Below are 15759 nucleotides of genomic sequence, written 5' to 3'. Positions count from 1 at the left end.
CTTTCCAGAGCCCCTCGCCTCGAGGGGCGTCAATCTGGAAGGTTTTCATCCTGTCTTTGATCGGATCCGGAACCCTATCGAGATCGTTTGCGGTTGCTACCCAAGACAACCAAGACAGGTCGATGGACCCCTGCAGGTAATGGCAGGGCTTTCAGAACATTGAACATCCTGGACGAACACAGCCGGGAATGCCTTGCGATCCGAGTGAAGCGGAAGCTGAATGCAAACGAGGTCATCGATGCACTGACGGACCTGTTTATCCTACGTGGCGTACCAGCATACATTCGGTCGGACAATGGCCCTGAGTTCATTGCTGAGGCCGTCAGAGGCTGGATCAAAGCTGTCGGGGCCAAAACCGCATACATCGAGCCTGGATCGCCCTGGGAGAACGGATACTGCGAGAGCTTCAATGGGCGGATGCGAGATGAATTGCTGAATGGTGAAATCTTCTATTCGCTACGCGAGGCCCAGATCATTATCGAAAGCTGGAGAAAACACTACAACACCAAAAGGCCCCACAGTGCTCTGGGCTACCGCCCGCCTGCGCCAGAGGCCATCGTCCTGATAGACCAAAGGCCAACCATGCACTAACTTTCAATTTGGACCACTCAAGTGGGGCTAGGTCAATGTGACTGACCTGCCTGACGATTGAGGTTTCTCAATCGGACAGGAGGGTCCCATGACACAGGAGAAGATGAGCCCGCTGCGTGCGCGGATGATCGAAGATATGCGCATTCGCGGGATGGCGGAGACATCGCAGAAGGCGCATATCCGGGCGCTGAGGGATTTCACTGCGTTTCTGGGGCGGTCGCCAAATACGGCGACACCGGATGAGTTGCGCGCCTATCAACTTCACATGACCGACACGGAGGTCACGCCTTCGGTCTACAACGCCCGGATTACAGCGCTGCGGTTCTTCTTCGGCATGACCTGCGACCGGGAGGAAAGTGCAGGCGGAGTAGAAAATGATCCGGGGGATCATTTTCCCGCCAAACGAAGTACATGCAGTTCCGCACCGAGCCACGGAAGCTGCCGATTGTGCTGAGCTTCGAGGAGGTCTCTGCGGTTCTGGCCTCGGCACCTGGCCCCGGTCTCAAGTATCGGGCGGCGCTCGGCATCGGCTATGGCGCCGGGCTACGAGCATCTGAAGTAACCAACCTGAAGGTTCGGGACGTCGACAGTGATCGGATGCTGATCCATGTTGAGCGCGGCAAGGGCGGCAAGGATCGCGACGTGATGCTGGGGCAGCACCGCGGCTTCAGGGCACAGGCCTCACAGTCTGGTTTGCGGGCCCGGTAGCGCAAGGTGCCGTCCTTATTGGCGCCCGATCTGGGTGTCGTGAACGCGCGCCGGTATTGCTTGAGCTCCTTGCCGCCAGGGCAGATGCAGGCGTCGTTCCCGGCATCGTAGTTGAAGTCGGTCCGTTCAAAGGTGCCGTCCTTGCGCCCGGACTTGTCCCCTCTCTGGACATTGCTGCGCAATGCCCTGCCGGGCAGTGGATCACCGGGATATGCGGGGCGATCCCGCGCTGCCGGTCCAGCCAATCGAGCATTTCGCCCGTGCCGTAAGCGGTCTGGAACATCATGTGCTGTAACCGCCCGATTTGAACCGCCTGCTCGTGTGTCCCGGAGATTGCTAAGAGACGTCCATAAAGACGTCTTTAATGACGTCTCCTACAGGGATGGAGACAGCTGTGCGGGGCGAAATTCTGGGCTTGAAACGTCGGCGCCGATGGAGTGACGACGAGAAGTTGGCGATTGTGCTTTCGGTTGGGGTGAACGGCGCGACCGTGTCGCAGGTCTCACAGCGCCACGAGATCAGACGGCAGCAGATTTATGCCTGGCGATACGAGCTGAGGAGGAAGGGGCTTCTGGGGCCTGACGACACCGCGCTGTTTTTGCCGGTTGATATTCCGGCGCTGCCGCCCGGTCCGCTGGAACCTTGCACCTCTGAAGCGAACTCGGCGCTGATCGAGGTGGTTTTACGCAATAGCCGCAGCTTGCGGGTCGATGCCCATTTGGACCCGGCGGTGCTGACCCGTTTGATCCAAGCGGTGGAGGCGGCATGATCGGCCCAGGCACCGGCGTTCGCGTTTACCTGGCTTGCGGTCACACTGATATGCGCATGGGTATCGCGGGCCTGTCCGCCATCGCGCAGGATGTCTTGCGGCAGAGGCCGTCAAACGGTGCCGTGTTCGCATTCCGGGGGCGCCGCGGCGACAGGGTGAAACTTTTGTATTGGGATGGCCAGGGCTTTTGCCTTTATTACAAAGTCCTCGAGAAAGGGCGTTTCCCATGGCCCGCGGCGACGGATGGCAGCGTGCGCCTGACCGCCGATCAGTTGGCCATGCTCTGGGAGGGGATCGACTGGCGCAGGCCGGATTGGGGCGCGCCACCAGCCCGGACAGGCTGATTTATCCCTCTGGAATCTCTTGTTTTTATGGTGTCTGGACTGGAGGTATGGTATCCACGGCCATGTCCGCAGAAGCCATGCCTCTCCCCAACGACCCCGCCGTTCTGAAGGCAATGATCGCCGCGTTGCAGGCGGAAAACCAGAAGATATCTGCCAGTTTGCGGGCCCATGATCTGCTGGTTCAGGCGTTGCGTGTCCGGATCGTCAGATTGCAGAAGCAGAAATTCGGCTCCAGTTCGGAAAAGATCGAACGCGAGATCGAACAACTGGAACTGGCGCTGGAAGACTTGCGGGTTGCACTCGCCGAGGCGGATGAACTGCTGTCGGATGGCGGTGAGGAGCCGGAGACGGACAGCCAGACCCCGGAACCAGCCGCGCCGCGGGACCCGAAGCGCCGCCGTCCGAAGGTGTCGAAGGACACGCCGCGCGAGCGCCGCGAGCTTGATCCCGGAGACAGTTGCCCGGATTGCGGAGGCGATCTGCGGGTGATCGGGGAGGATGTCAGCGAGTTGGTCGACATGATCGCAGCCAAGCTGAAGGTCATCGAGATCGCGCGCATCAAAAAATCCTGTCGGCGCTGCGAAAAGATCGTTCAGAACCCCGCGCCCAGCCGTCCCATTCCCCGCAGCATGGCGGGCCCGAACCTTCTGGCTTATGTGCTGACCTCGAAATTCGACGACCACGTGCCGTTGTATCGCCAGAATGAGATCTTCGCCTGCATGGGCGCGGACATCCCGGACACGACCCTGGTCGACTGGTGCGGCGGCGCGATGAGGACGCTGGCGCCGCTGATCGAGAAGATCGAGAAGATCGAGGCCGAGATCATGGCCAGCGATCTTCTGCACGCAGATGACACGCCCATCCGGGTTCTCGACCGAGGTCGGCGCGACAAGGGGCTTGGAAAGCGCGTCAAAAAAGGCCGGATCTGGGCCTATGTCCGCGATCAGCGCCCATGGGCGGGCACGGCTCCGCCCGGAGCGGTCTATCACTTTGCCCCGGACTGGAAGGAAGAGCATGTGCTTGCCCATCTTGGCGAGACCAGCGGCATTCTCCAGGCGGATGGCTACAAGGGCTATGCCAAGCTCTATGCCGCCGGTCTGGACGGCAAGAGCCAGTTCCGGGAGGCCGCGTGTTGGGCGCATCTTCGGCGCGACTTCCACGATGTCTGGACAGCAACGAAATCCGAAATCGCGCGTGAGGCGCTCGACCGTATCGGAGCGCTGTACGACATCGAACGGGAAATCAGCGGCAAGCCTGCCGAGTTGCGGCTGGCCGTGCGCCAAAAGGAAAGCAAGCCCAAGGCCGATGCGTTCCGGGACTGGGCCGAAAAGCAGCTCACGCGCATTCCCGGCAAGAGTGATCTGGCCAAGGCGTTCCGCTACGGGCTGAGCCGCTGGCCCTCGTTCACGCTGTTCCTGGAGGACGGGCGCGTGGCTATCGACAACAATCCCGCCGAGCGCGCGCTGAGACCCATTGGCGCCGGCAGGCGAAACTGGCTATTCGCGGGTTCGGATACCGGCGGTAACACGCTCGCCCGCGCGATGACCGTCATCGAGACGGCAAAGATGAACGGCCTCGATCCTCAGGCCTACCTTGCAGATGTCTTGGACCGCATCCACGATCACATGGTCAACCGGCTGGCCGAATTGCTTCCTTGGAATTGGAAGCCGGCAGATCAAACACGCAACGAGGCTGCGTAATGGCAGCCACGACCTACGTCTGCTCCATCGCCCATGCCGCCGACCTGCTGAGAGAAGATCCCGGACTTCTCGAGGTTATTGTTAGCAACGACGACAACCTCTCCTACGGCAACATAGTTAGCGTCCACATCGGACGCGACGACTACATTACGGCACTGACCGACGAGGGCATCCACGAATTGCGCGACATGCTGGCGTCAGCACGTGTGTCCGTTGAGACATGGCACAGCTTCCTCGATGACTTCGTCGGGGAACCGGACATTATCGCTCGGGTCAAGAACCAGCCGCTGCGGTAGAAATCGGGCGCTTACCGTTCAGGTTTCAGGTCGAAGGCATCGCTCACCCGATCCACCATTGTCCGCACGGCATCGGCCCCGGCTTGCCGGATCGAGCGGGTCGCCTCGACATCGAGGATCACGCCATTGCCGGTGTCGATCAGGTCGTTCGTGGAATAGGCAAAATAGGCGGGTCCACCCCGTGCGCCGGTCCATTGCGAGGCCGGATCGGAATGCGAGGTGAACTTCGGCTTTACCGGGCTGGCCGCGCCGAAGGCCGCATCGCCGAGCGCCGCCAGATCCTCCCTGACAGCGCGCGGCGCGTTCTCGGGGTTGATCTTCTCGGGGGCCCAGTCCGCTTGCGGCGACGAGTTCTGCCGGTTGGCATCGGCCTGGATCAGGCTGGCATCCGCCGCAAAGCGCTGACCACTCGCCAATCCTTTCTCGATGCAGCGCGCGGCCACCGTCTCGAACAGATGCCGCAAGAGATCGCTATCGCGGAACCGGCCGTGCCGGTTCTTTGAGAAGGTCGAATGGCCGGGCACTGGGCCGGTCAGATCAAGGCGGCAGAACCAGCGATAGGCGAGGTTGAGATGCACCTCCTCGCAGAGCCGCCGCTCCGAGCGGATGCCCATCGTGTAACCGGCCAGGAGCATCCGGATCATCAGTTCCGGATCAACCGGCGGCCTGCCGGCCGGACTGTAGAAAGGAGCCAGGTGCCGCCGGATGCCAGACAGGTCGACGAACCGATCTATCGCCCGAAGCATGTGATCCTGCGGGACATGATCCTCGATCGGGAACTTATAGAACAGCGCGCCCTGCGCTTCCTGCCGTGGCCCCATCATTGCCACGCACCTCCGCTTGCCTCGCGGAAAGTGAATCAGCACTCAACACCCAAAACAACCCGGGTTTTTCAACAGAACAGGCCCATGGCATCTTAACCCCGGATGAGGCCTGTGAAAGCAAAATAGAACCCATGAAGCCTGATGTGAAACCCTGGTCCACCTTAAACAGGCTGCAAACAGGTCAAAAAAGCGGGGCCATTTCTGGACGCAAGGGTTGCAGAAAGCCGTCCACTCCGAGGTTCCGCGCAGCTTTGGTTGACACCGCTGCGCGGAAGGGCTCCAGGGCCTTTGCTGCCGGGGTCAGAACCGCAGGGACAGGCAGGACATGCCGCCGTCCAGTTTGGCGCAGTCGGTGTTGTCGATTTCAACAATCTGGTAACCCGCCTTGTTGAGCATGTCTGCAGTGCGCGGGAAACCTGCTGCCATCAGCACCAGATTGTTGAACCTGATGGCATTTGCCGCCGCTTCCTCACCTTCGGCCACATGCAGCACACGGTAGCCTTTGAAGCAGCCGGAGGCGTCAAGGCGCTTGGTCGACAGTATTGTCTCGGCATCCATCAGCGAACAATCGGTTTTGAAGTGCAAGACGCCTTCCGGGGTGAAGACTTCGCGCAGTGTATGGCCCCAATCGGCGGCGATTTCAGCAAGTTCGGCTACACCTGCGGCGTCGGTGCGGTCGGAGCGGCCAACCAGGATTTCCTTGCCGGTCACCAGGATGTCGCCGCCTTCAATATGGCCGGGGCCTTTGATTTCGCGGATGTCGCCATAGCTGCCGCGCAGGGTGGGGGCCATTTCAGCCACTTCACCCAGCCGCGAGGGTGCGCCGGGGCGCATCAGGATGGCGCCCTGCGGCAGGCACAGTGCGGTGTCCTCGACAAACTGCGCGTCGGGGAAGGCGTCCAGCGGATCCAGTTCGATCACCTCGGCGCCGGTGCTGCGCAGGGCCATGACATAAGCCGAATGGGCAGCCAGCATGCTGTCCAGATCCGGGTTGCCGATGTCCTCGGCGCGCAGTCCTTTTGCAATGGAGGCGGCGGGGCGGCGGGTGATGGCGCGGGTGAACTCAAATGTGGGGTTTTGCATGGGGGTTACTCCTGTTCCGGAACGGGTCCGGTAATGTCGATTTCAAGAAGGGTGGGGGCGCCACGGCTGCTAGCCTCGCGGAGTGCGGCGGCAACGGTTTGCGGATCCATCGAGACGCGGGTGAAGGGGATGCCAAAAGACTTGGCGGCGGCCTCAAAATCCGGCGGAGTCGGGTCGCAGCCCACCACCGGAACGTCCACGGCTTCCATTGAGGTAGCGATTTCGCCGTAACCGCGATTGTTCCAGAGGACAAAGGTGATGGGCAGGTCCTCGTCCACGGCGGCCATGATCTCGGGCAGGGAGAATTGCGCGCCGCCGTCGCCGGCAATGCAGATCACTGGTGTGTCCGGCGCGGCGATGGCGGCGCCGATCGCAGCGGGGATGCCAAAGCCAAGCGCGCCATAACCCGTGGCGGCATTGAACCAGCCGCCGGGACGGTCGTGGTCGTAGTAGAGGTTGCCGGCATAGATCGGCTGGGTGGAATCGCCCACCATCAAGGAGCCCGGAACCGCGGCGCGCATGGCGTTCAGCACTTCGACCTGGCGGCGGTAGTCCGGTCCGATTTCCTCATAAGCAGCGGCGCGGGCGTGTTGTGCACGTTCAGCGCCCTGGCCTTGTTTCGCCGGTCCGGGCAGGGCGGTGAGAAGTGCCTCGGCGGCGTCTTCTGCGCGGCCCGTGATGTCCAGCGCGCTTTCATGCCGGGCAAGCTGGTCGGGGCAGATATCCACCCGGATCAGCCCGGCCATCCGGGGCATGCTGCCGGTGGCGTACATGTCATAGTCGGTTGGTCCCAGCTCGGTTCCCAAGGCAAGCACGCAATCTGCGTCAGCGATCAGGGCGCGGGTGGCTTGCAGGCTGGGGCTGGCTGGGACTGTCAGCGGGTGGCCGTGCATCAGGCCGCGGGCGTTGACGGTTTGCACGACGGGGGCGTCCAGGCGTTCGGCCAGGGCCTGGAGGTTTGCACCCGCTGTTTTCGCGCCGCCGCCGGTCAGGATCACAACATTGGTTGCTGCCAAAAGCCTGTTTGCGGCTTTGGTGATCAGGGCCGGGTCCAGCTGCGGCGGGGGCGGGGCCGCTGGTGCCGGGCCGTCGTCTGATGCGGCGCCTGCGACGTCCAGCGGGACCTGTATGTGCGTGGGGCCGGGGCGGCCGGCGGAGAAGGGGGCAAAAGCGTGGTCCAGCGCTGCCTCCAATCCGGCAGGGTGCGCCACGTGTTCTGACGCCAAAGCCACGGTTTTTGCCAGGGCGTGCTGGTCTGGCAGTTCGTGCAGGTGGCCGAGACCCATGCCGAGGGTGCCGCTGGTGTTGACGCCCGAGACCACCAGCATCGGAACCGAATCCGCCCGCGCCTGGGCCATCGGAGTCAGCGTGTTCGTAAGGCCGGGGCCGGTGATTACAAAGGCGACGCCCGGCTGGCCGCAGACGCGGGCATAACCGTCAGCCATGAAACCTGCGCCTTGCTCGTGGCGGGGGGTGATGTGGCGGATGCCGGAATCTGCGAGGCCGCGGTAAAGCTCGACCGTGTGAACGCCGGGGATGCCGAACACGCAGGTCACACCGCGTTTCTGCAGCCCTGTGACCAGGGCTTCACCAACTGTTTTTGCGGTCATGCGACGCTCCTTGCCTTGCGGTTTGCGTGGGCGGTGATCCGGTCCAGCGCGGTAGCAAAGCTGCTGTCGTCGATTGTAAGCGCGACGCGCACCCAGTTCTTGAGGCTGCCGCCAAAGGCGGAGCCGGGCATCACGGCGACGCCACTGTCCAAAAGGTCCCAAGCGTAGGCATCACCGTCCAGGCCGGTGGCCGAGACGTCAATAAGGGCAAACATGCCGGCTTCGGGGCGGTGGACGCGCAATTCGGTCTCGCCGTGCAAGCGCTGGACCAGCAGATCGGCGCGGGCTGCAAAACGGGCGGCCATGCCAGGGGCCACGGGGGAGCCATCGCGCACGGCTTTTTCGGTCATGTCAGCGATAAAGGGCTGATTGCCGAACAGCATGGTTTCCGACACCGGCAGCAGCGCGGTGCAGAAGGCCGCAGGCCCGGCGCACCAGCCGCTGCGAAAGCCCGGTGCGGCGTGGGACTTGGAGATCGAAGAGACCGCAATCACCCGATCCGCCAGGGCAGGATCAGAGAGCGGCGAGATGAACTCTGCGCCCTCGAAAATCAGATGCTCGTAGACTTCGTCAGAGATGATCCAGAGGTCATGCTTGATTGCCAGCGCGCCGATTTCACGCAGGTCATCGGCGGTCAGGATGGCGCCGGTGGGGTTATGCGGGGTGGTTAGCAGGATCGCGCGGCTGCGGGGTGTGATGCGCGCGGCGATGTCGCTGGCCTGCATCCGGAATCCGGCCTCAGGCCGCAGCGGCACCGGAACCATATCGGCACCGGAAGCGCGGACCACGCCCTCGTATGTCGCATACATCGGGTCGCCGACCAGCACCTCGGTGCCGGGTTCCGCTACGCCCTGCAGAACGGCATAAAGCGCGGTCTGGGTGCCTGGGAAGCAGAGGATATTCCCCGGCCCGAAAGGACGCCCGCGGCTGGCAGTATAGGCATCGGCCAGCGCGGCGCGCAGGCGGGCTTCGCCGCGCCCGTCGGAATAGCCGGTGCGGCCGGCCTGCATTGCCTGCGCGGCGGTCTGGATCAGGCCCGGCGGAGTGGGCACGTCAGGCTCGCCGATGGTCATCTCAACCAGATCGGCACCCGCTTCGGCCAGTTGGCGCGCCTTCAGGTGCACTTCCCATTTGCCACCGCCCAATCCGGCGAGCCGCTCGGTGATTGCTGTCAGCTTCATGACGTTCCCGCCCCTTGTTCCAAATTCAGTCCTGTCATTGCGGCAATCGATTGCCGCCCGATTTCTGCCAGTTCCCCCGGTGCAAAAGCATCGGGCAGGGCGCCGCCCTCCAGCCACAGCCCGTCAATCAGCGCGTTGCAGGCAATTGCCAGCTGGCGCAGCCGTGCGGGCGGGGCCGGGCGGCCGGCTTCGGCCAGCGCCGCGGTGATCAGCGCCTCCAGCTGGTCGCGGAAGTAGGCATAGGTGCGTTCGTGCGTCGCCTTCATCTGCGGATCCTGCTGCACCTTGTTGAGGAAGCTGGCCCAAAGCGCGATGGCGCGCGGGTCCACCACCGGCGGTGTCAGCGAGGCATTCACAAAGGCGGCGAGCCGCGCCAGTGCAGACCTCTGAACGTCCGATGCCGGGGCAAAAGTCTGGTCGGTCATGAAGGTCATGTGGTGTTCATAGGCGGCGGTGATCAGCTCTTCCTTGGAACTGAAATAATGCCGGATCAGCCCCTGGGTCACGTCGGCGCGCTCGGCAATGCCCCGCACCGTAGCCCCGCGCACGCCGTTTTCCGCCACCAATTCCAGTGTGGCCAGAATCAGCGCTTCCTTCCGGGATTCGGCGGATTCACGTTTGAATTTGCGGCGCTCGTCGGTCACCTCAGCTCCTGTTATTTGCCTGACATAGAAATTATACGCTTGCATAATTACGCGAGTCGCGGCTTACTGCAATCGGAAAATTCGGGAAGACGCAACTATGGACACAGCCGCTGCCGCCTCATCAGCTTTGGAAACTGACGCGCGCCGGGAGGCGATCCGGGTTGAGGATCTGCACAAGTCGTTCGGCACTCTGGAGGTGCTGAAAGGCGTGTCGCTGACCGCCCATCAGGGCGATGTGGTGGCGATCATCGGCGGGTCCGGGTCGGGCAAGTCCACCATGCTGCGCTGCATCAACTTTCTGGAGACGCCGAGTTCAGGCAAGATCGTGATCGGCGGCGAGGACGTGGCGATGCGGGGCGACGGCACCCCGGCCAATCAGAAGCAGATCGAGCGTATCCGGACCAAGCTGGCGATGGTGTTTCAGCAGTTCAACCTGTGGACCCACCGCACGCTGCTGGAAAATGTGATCGAGGTGCCGGTGCATGTGCTGAAAGTGCCCAAAGCCGAAGCCATCGCCCGTGCGCATGAATTGCTGAACCGGGTTGGTTTGGGCGGTAAGGAAGACACTTATCCCGCCTACCTGTCCGGCGGCCAGCAGCAGCGGGCGGCGATTGCACGGGCGCTGGCAGTGGACCCGTCGGCAATGCTGTTTGACGAGCCGACCTCAGCCCTGGACCCCGAACTGGTGGGGGAGGTGCTGACGGTGATCCGCGATCTGGCCGCCGAGGGGCGCACCATGCTGCTGGTCACCCACGAGATGAAATTCGCGCGCGAAGTCGCAAACCACGTTGTCTATCTGTACCAGGGCCGCATCGAAGAGCAGGGACCGCCTGCCGAGGTCTTTGGCAATCCGCAATCAGAGCGGCTGAAGCAATTTTTAAGCTCGGTCGCCTGATCCACTACCACTACAATAAAAATCAACTGGGAGAGAAAAATGAAACTGAAAGCATTGCTTGCCGCGGCCACCGCAGCCGCCGCCCTGACTGCTGGTGCCGCTGCTGCGGAACAGGTTAAGATCGGCATCGCCGCCGAGCCTTATCCGCCGTTTGCGTCGCTCGACAGCTCCGGCAACTGGGTCGGCTGGGAGGTCGAGATGATCGGTGCGGTTTGCGCCGCGGCTGAGCTGGACTGCGTGATTACACCTGTGGCCTGGGACGGCATCATTCCGTCGCTGACCGGCCAGCAGATCGACGCCATCATGGCCTCGATGTCGATCACCGAGGAGCGGCTGAAGACCATTGATTTCAGCGATCCTTACTACAACACTCCGGCGGTGATCGTGGCGGATAAGTCGATGGATATCGAGGCGACCCCGGACTCGCTGGCGGGCAAGATCGTTGGCATTCAGGCCTCGACCATTCATCAGGCCTATGCGCAGGAATACTTCAAGGACGCCGAGCTGAAGGTCTATCAGACCCAGGATGAGGCCAATCAGGACCTGTTTGCCGGCCGTATCGACGCAACCCAGGCGGACAGCATTGCAATGGCGGACTTCGTGGGTTCGGATACTGGCGGCTGCTGCGAGATCAAGGGAGCGGTTGCTGATGATCCGGCGATCCTGGGCCGCGGTGTCGGCGCTGGTGTGCGGCAGGGCGACGATGCGCTGCGCGAGGCGCTGAACAAGGGTATCGCTGCGGTTCTGGCCGATGGCACCCATGAGAAGATCACTGCCAAATACTTCACCACCAGCATCTACTAAGCTGCTGCCATGACCGGACTGTTCGAATTACTGGGCCTCGGCGCCAGCGCAGAGCTGCTGTCGCTGTCGGGCTGGGGAGGCAACCTGCTGCGCGGGCTTGCCAATTCCTTGCAAATCGCCATTGGCGCCTATGGGCTGGGGCTGGCGATCGGGCTGTTCGGAGCCTATGGCAAACTTTATGGCGGGAAGGTCACGCGTGATCTTCTCGCCATTTACACCACGGTGATCCGGGCAGTGCCGGAACTGGTGCTGATCCTGATCCTTTATTACGTGGGCAGCGATATCATCAATAAAATCTCCGAAGGTTTGGGCGGCGGCCGGGTCGAGATCAACGGCGTTGCCGCCGGCATCTGGGTCTTGGGAATTGTGCAGGGGGCCTATGCCACCGAAGTGCTGCGCGGCGCCATCCAGGCGGTGCCGGTGGGGCAGATCGAGGCGGCGAAATCCTATGGCATGCCCGCTTTCATGATCATGCGGCGGGTGACGATCCCGGCGATGATGAGTTTTGCGGTGCCGGGGCTGGCAAACCTGTGGCTGATCGCCACCAAGGACACCGCGCTGCTGGCGGTTGTCGGCTTTAACGAGCTGACACTGGAGACCCGCCAGGCGGCCAGCAGCACGCGGGCTTATTTCACTTTCTTCCTGGCGGCCGGGTTCCTTTATCTAATGGTGACGCTGTGTTCCGGCGCGGTCTTTGCGCGGATTGAGAAATGGGCGCGGCGCGGCCAGCCCTCGCTGAGGGGGGGCACGTCATGACCGGCCTCAGGGACCTGATGCAGCCGCACCGTATCGTGATGATGCTGATCTTTGCGGCGCTGGTGATCTGGTGTGCGGTTTCGCTGCGCTGGGATTGGCTGCCGAAATATGCGCCGCTGGCGCTGGAAGGGCTATGGACGACGATCTGGATTCTGGCGGCATCCCTTGTCATCGGGTTCCTGCTGGCGGTGCCGCTGGGGTTGGCACAGGCTGTTGGCCCCTGGTATCTGTCCATTCCTGCGCGCACCTTCTGCACCATCATTCGCGGCACGCCTTTGCTGCTGCAGATCTGGCTGCTGTATTACGGGCTGGGCTCGCTGTTTCCGCAGTTCCCCTGGATCCGCTCGTCCGAGCTGTGGCCGTACCTGCGCCAGGCCTGGCCCTATGCGGTGCTTGCGCTGTCGCTGTCTTATGCGGGCTATGAGGGTGAGGTCATGCGAGGCGCGTTTTCCAGTGTTGCCAAGGGGCAGCTGGAGGCGGCGAAATCCTTTGGCATGCCGCGCTTCACCATGTTCCGCCGGATCTGGTTGCCGCAGGCGATCCGCAATGTACTGCCGACCTTGGGCGGTGAGACCATCCTGCAGCTGAAGGCGACACCGCTGGTGGCGACAATCACGGTGGTCGAGATCTACTCGGTATCCTCCCGCGTGCGGTCCGATACGTTCATTGTCTATGAGCCGCTGTTGCTTCTTGCTGTGGTCTATATGGCGATTGCGGGCGTGATAACCCTGGCCTTCCGGCGGTTCGAGAAAGGCTGATCTGCCGGGTGGTTAGCCTGTCTTCCGGACCGTGGCCAATCGGTCCGGAATCTCTGATTTATCTGACATACATCAAATAACGGCACGGAAGTTACCTCTAGTGTCAGCGGCGAATGCAGCAAGAGAATCTTGTAACAGATGCCGCGCCCCTTTTTCATATCGTTCGTCTGCCGCGCCGGGTTTCTCCGGCGGCTGACGGGGCTGTGCGCCATCTTCATGCTTGTTCTGCAAGTCGCCTTTCCGGGCGCTGGGCAGGCTGCGGCGGGCGGTGATTGGATTGAGATCTGCGGCGAATTCGGCGTGGTGGAAATTCAGATCGCTTCCGAGGACAGCAGTGAGTCTCAGGATTGTCCCAAATGCAGCACCTGTCCGCTGTGCGCTGCTGAAAACGGGGCGGGGCCTGTAAGCGTCCTGCGCTCTGGCATCAGCCGGGCTGCCGACTGCGGCGTGCTGCTGCCTGCGGGAACCGCGGTGCAGCCGAACCCGGCGCAATACTGGCATGAGGGCCGCGGGCCTCCGTTGGTTACAGAAATAGATTCCGAACGCGCCCTGCGCGCGTCCGTGGCAGCCACTCTAACGAAAGGAGAGGCGCCATGGTCCTGACAAGCGCCTTCCGGGGCTGGATATCAGCCCTTGTAATGACATTAGCCGCCGTATTTTCCGCGGTGGGTGCTGAGGCAGACAGCCTCGACTCTTTCCTGACAGAATTGACACCTGCCGACCTGGTGCCCGGCGCCGAGGCCTTTGGCCCGGTGCGCAGCGATGTGCCGGTGGCGCCGGTGCTGAAGGCGGGCGAAACAGTCGCCTATGCCTTTCTGACCTCGGATTTTGTCGGCACCACAGGCTACAGCGGCAAGCCGATCCATGTGGTGGCCGCGATTGACACCGATGCGCTGCTGACCGGCGTTAAGCTGGTCAAACACTCGGAACCGATCGTGCTGATCGGCATCCCGAACGCCAAGATGGTCAAGCTGACCGAAAGCTACGCCGGGCTGGACCTGAAGGCCGAGGCGGCGGCGGGCGGCGATGCCCATGATCTCGACATTATCTCGGGTGCGACGGTGACCATTATGGTGATCGACGACAGCCTGGTGCGCGCCGGGATCAAGGTGGCGCGGGCGCTGGGGCTGGGCGGGCTGTCGCCGGTGCAGGCGGACGGGCCGAAGCGCGAGGTCGATATGGCCCGCGCGGAAGTCGCGGATTGGACCGCGCTGGCAGGCGACGGCTCGGTCCGGCGGATGACGCTGGACGTAGGCCAGATCAACGCGGTCTTTGAGGCCACCGGCGACCAGCGCGCGATCAAACGGCCTGAGGCCGGAGCGCCGGACGATACTTTCATCGACATGCAAATGGCGCTGGTTTCGGTGCCGTCGATCGGCAAGTCGCTGCTGGGCGAGGCCGAGTACCGGAACCTGAAGGCCTGGCTGAAGGAGGGTGAGCACGCCCTTCTGGTGATGGGGCGCGGCAGCTACAGCTTCAAGGGGTCTGGCTATGTGCGCGGTGGCATTTTCGACCGGATCCAGCTGATCCAGGGCGATGCCTCGGTGCGGTTTTTTGACAAGCAGCACAAGCGGCTGGGGGGATTGGCCACTGGTGACAGCCCCAGCTTTGGTGAACTGGACCTGTTCAAAATCCCGGCGGATGCGGAATTTGATCCGGCCGAACCGTTCCGCCTGCAGCTTTTGGTGCAGCGGTCGGTGGGGGCGCTGGAGCGGGCGTTCCTGACCTTTGATCTGGGCTACAAGCTGCCGGAGCAATATCTGCTGCCTGCCGCGCCTGCACCCAAGATGGTGGCGGATGACACCGGCGAGGCTGCGGCAAAGGCAGCCCTGTGGCAGCGGATCTGGAAAGACCGCACACTGGAGATCGGGGGGCTGGGTGTGATGCTGCTGGTGCTGACAGGGGTGTTCTTCTTCCAGTTCCAGGCCACCGCGAATGCGCGTGTCTTTTACTGGTTCCGCATCGGATACCTGACCGTTACCCTGGTGTTTCTGGGCTGGTACGCCAATGCGCAGCTGAGCGTGGTGAACCTGATGGCGCTGGCAGGCTCCTTGCGGAGCGGGTTTTCCTGGGATGCTTTCCTGCTGGATCCGCTGGTGTTCATCCAGTGGTTTGCCGTGGCCGCCGCGCTGCTGTTCTGGGGGAGGGGTGCCTACTGCGGCTGGCTGTGCCCGTTCGGTGCGCTGCAGGAGCTGACCAACAAAATCGCCCGTGCAGCCCGCGTGCCGCAGATCACCTTGCCCTGGAGCCTGCATGAGCGCCTGTGGCCTGCAAAATACATGATCTTCCTTGGCCTGTTCGGCGTCTCGATGGTGTCGGTTCCGCTGGCGGAAACCTATGCCGAGGTGGAGCCGTTCAAGACCGCGATCATCCTGAAGTTCGTGCGCGACTGGCCGTTTGTGGTCTTTGCGCTGGTGCTTCTGGGACTCGGTCTGTTCGTTGAGCGGTTCTATTGCCGCTACCTGTGCCCGCTGGGGGCAGCTTTGGCGATCCCGGCGCGGGTGCGGATGTTCGACTGGCTCCGCCGCTACAAGGAATGCGGCAGCCCCTGCCAGACCTGCGCCAACGAATGCCCCGTTCAGGCCATTCACCCCACCGGTGAGATCAATCCGAACGAATGCGTGGACTGCCTGCATTGCCAGGTTCTGTACCAATCCGAAACCAAATGCCCGGTTGTGATCAAACAGCTGAAACGCCGGGCAAAAACCGGCAGCCCGGCCCCCGACGTTGTTTTGGGCCAGCCGCCGGCCAACCACCCCAACGCGAACAGGACAAAAGTTTCCTGAAGGAGGACAT

14 protein-coding genes and 3 pseudogenes are annotated in these 15759 nt (G+C 62.6%); 12 read left to right on the top strand and 5 right to left on the bottom strand.

The features are described from left to right. Positions 1–138: 138 nt before the first annotated feature. The 6 genes and pseudogenes from K3724_RS16095 to K3724_RS16070 form a co-directional block, all read left to right on the top strand. Positions 139–591: pseudogene (locus K3724_RS16095) on the top strand (integrase core domain-containing protein); the annotation flags it as partial. Positions 592–679: 88 nt separating this feature from the next. Beyond that, positions 680–1242, top strand: a pseudogene (locus K3724_RS16090) (tyrosine-type recombinase/integrase); the annotation flags it as partial. A 517-nt stretch (positions 1243–1759) separates the two neighbouring features. Next, positions 1760–2068, top strand: coding sequence for a transposase (locus tag K3724_RS16085; RefSeq protein ID WP_259992558.1), 309 nt, complete (start codon positions 1760–1762; stop codon positions 2066–2068). Further along, the gene (gene tnpB, locus K3724_RS16080) at positions 2065–2412 is read left to right on the top strand and encodes an IS66 family insertion sequence element accessory protein TnpB (protein WP_259987156.1); all 348 of its coding nucleotides are present in this window, start codon (positions 2065–2067) and stop codon (positions 2410–2412) included. The genes K3724_RS16085 and tnpB overlap by 4 nt, the downstream gene beginning before the upstream one ends. 62 nt (positions 2413–2474) lie before the next feature. Further along, positions 2475–4112, top strand: coding sequence for an IS66 family transposase (gene tnpC / locus K3724_RS16075; RefSeq protein ID WP_259992664.1), 1638 nt, complete (start codon positions 2475–2477; stop codon positions 4110–4112). After that, complete coding sequence (locus tag K3724_RS16070; protein ID WP_259987154.1) at positions 4112–4408, top strand: hypothetical protein; 297 nt, start codon at positions 4112–4114, stop codon at positions 4406–4408. Before tnpC ends, K3724_RS16070 begins: the two co-directional genes overlap by 1 nt. 14 nt (positions 4409–4422) lie before the next feature. On the opposite strand, the pseudogene K3724_RS16065 reads toward K3724_RS16070, so the two are convergent. The 5 genes and pseudogenes from K3724_RS16065 to K3724_RS16045 form a co-directional block, all read right to left on the bottom strand. After that, positions 4423–5232 (bottom strand): annotated as a pseudogene (locus K3724_RS16065) (transposase); the annotation flags it as partial. A 300-nt stretch (positions 5233–5532) separates the two neighbouring features. Beyond that, complete coding sequence (locus K3724_RS16060; protein WP_259987151.1) at positions 5533–6315, bottom strand: arginine deiminase family protein; 783 nt, start codon at positions 6313–6315, stop codon at positions 5533–5535. 5 nt (positions 6316–6320) lie between these two features. After that, complete coding sequence (locus K3724_RS16055) at positions 6321–7925, bottom strand: 5-guanidino-2-oxopentanoate decarboxylase (protein ID WP_259987140.1); 1605 nt, start codon at positions 7923–7925, stop codon at positions 6321–6323. Then, positions 7922–9106 (bottom strand): pyridoxal phosphate-dependent aminotransferase, encoded by a 1185-nt coding sequence (locus tag K3724_RS16050; RefSeq protein WP_259987138.1) that lies wholly within the window; start codon positions 9104–9106, stop codon positions 7922–7924. The genes K3724_RS16055 and K3724_RS16050 overlap by 4 nt, the downstream gene beginning before the upstream one ends. Further along, entirely contained in the window at positions 9103–9750 is a 648-nt protein-coding gene (locus K3724_RS16045) for a TetR/AcrR family transcriptional regulator (RefSeq protein WP_259987136.1), read from the bottom strand. The genes K3724_RS16050 and K3724_RS16045 overlap by 4 nt, the downstream gene beginning before the upstream one ends. A gap of 97 nt (positions 9751–9847) precedes the next feature. Here K3724_RS16045 and K3724_RS16040 point away from each other — a divergent pair, with 97 nt between their 5' ends. The 6 genes from K3724_RS16040 to K3724_RS16015 all read left to right on the top strand — a co-directional run bounded on the left by K3724_RS16040 (position 9848) and on the right by K3724_RS16015 (position 15749). Further along, the gene (locus K3724_RS16040) at positions 9848–10645 is read left to right on the top strand and encodes an ABC transporter ATP-binding protein (RefSeq protein ID WP_259987133.1); all 798 of its coding nucleotides are present in this window, start codon (positions 9848–9850) and stop codon (positions 10643–10645) included. Positions 10646–10684: 39 nt separating this feature from the next. Beyond that, on the top strand, positions 10685–11449 hold the full coding sequence (locus K3724_RS16035; protein WP_259987122.1) for a transporter substrate-binding domain-containing protein: 765 nt from the start codon (positions 10685–10687) through the stop codon (positions 11447–11449). A 9-nt stretch (positions 11450–11458) separates the two neighbouring features. Next, positions 11459–12205, top strand: a complete 747-nt coding sequence (locus K3724_RS16030) for an ABC transporter permease (RefSeq protein ID WP_259987120.1) — start codon at positions 11459–11461, stop codon at positions 12203–12205. Beyond that, positions 12202–12963, top strand: a complete 762-nt coding sequence (locus K3724_RS16025) for an ABC transporter permease (RefSeq protein WP_237455363.1) — start codon at positions 12202–12204, stop codon at positions 12961–12963. The genes K3724_RS16030 and K3724_RS16025 overlap by 4 nt, the downstream gene beginning before the upstream one ends. A gap of 138 nt (positions 12964–13101) precedes the next feature. Next, positions 13102–13566 (top strand): hypothetical protein, encoded by a 465-nt coding sequence (locus K3724_RS16020; RefSeq protein WP_259987117.1) that lies wholly within the window; start codon positions 13102–13104, stop codon positions 13564–13566. After that, positions 13557–15749 carry a NosR/NirI family protein gene (locus K3724_RS16015; protein ID WP_259987115.1) on the top strand — a complete coding sequence of 731 codons (2193 nt, stop codon included), beginning with the start codon at positions 13557–13559 and terminating at the stop codon, positions 15747–15749. Before K3724_RS16020 ends, K3724_RS16015 begins: the two co-directional genes overlap by 10 nt. Positions 15750–15759 lie beyond the last annotated feature (10 nt).

This window comes from Leisingera sp. M658 (genome assembly GCF_025144145.1).
Classification (GTDB): Bacteria; Pseudomonadota; Alphaproteobacteria; order Rhodobacterales; family Rhodobacteraceae; genus Leisingera.
This window is presented reverse-complemented; position numbering and strand designations above follow the sequence as displayed.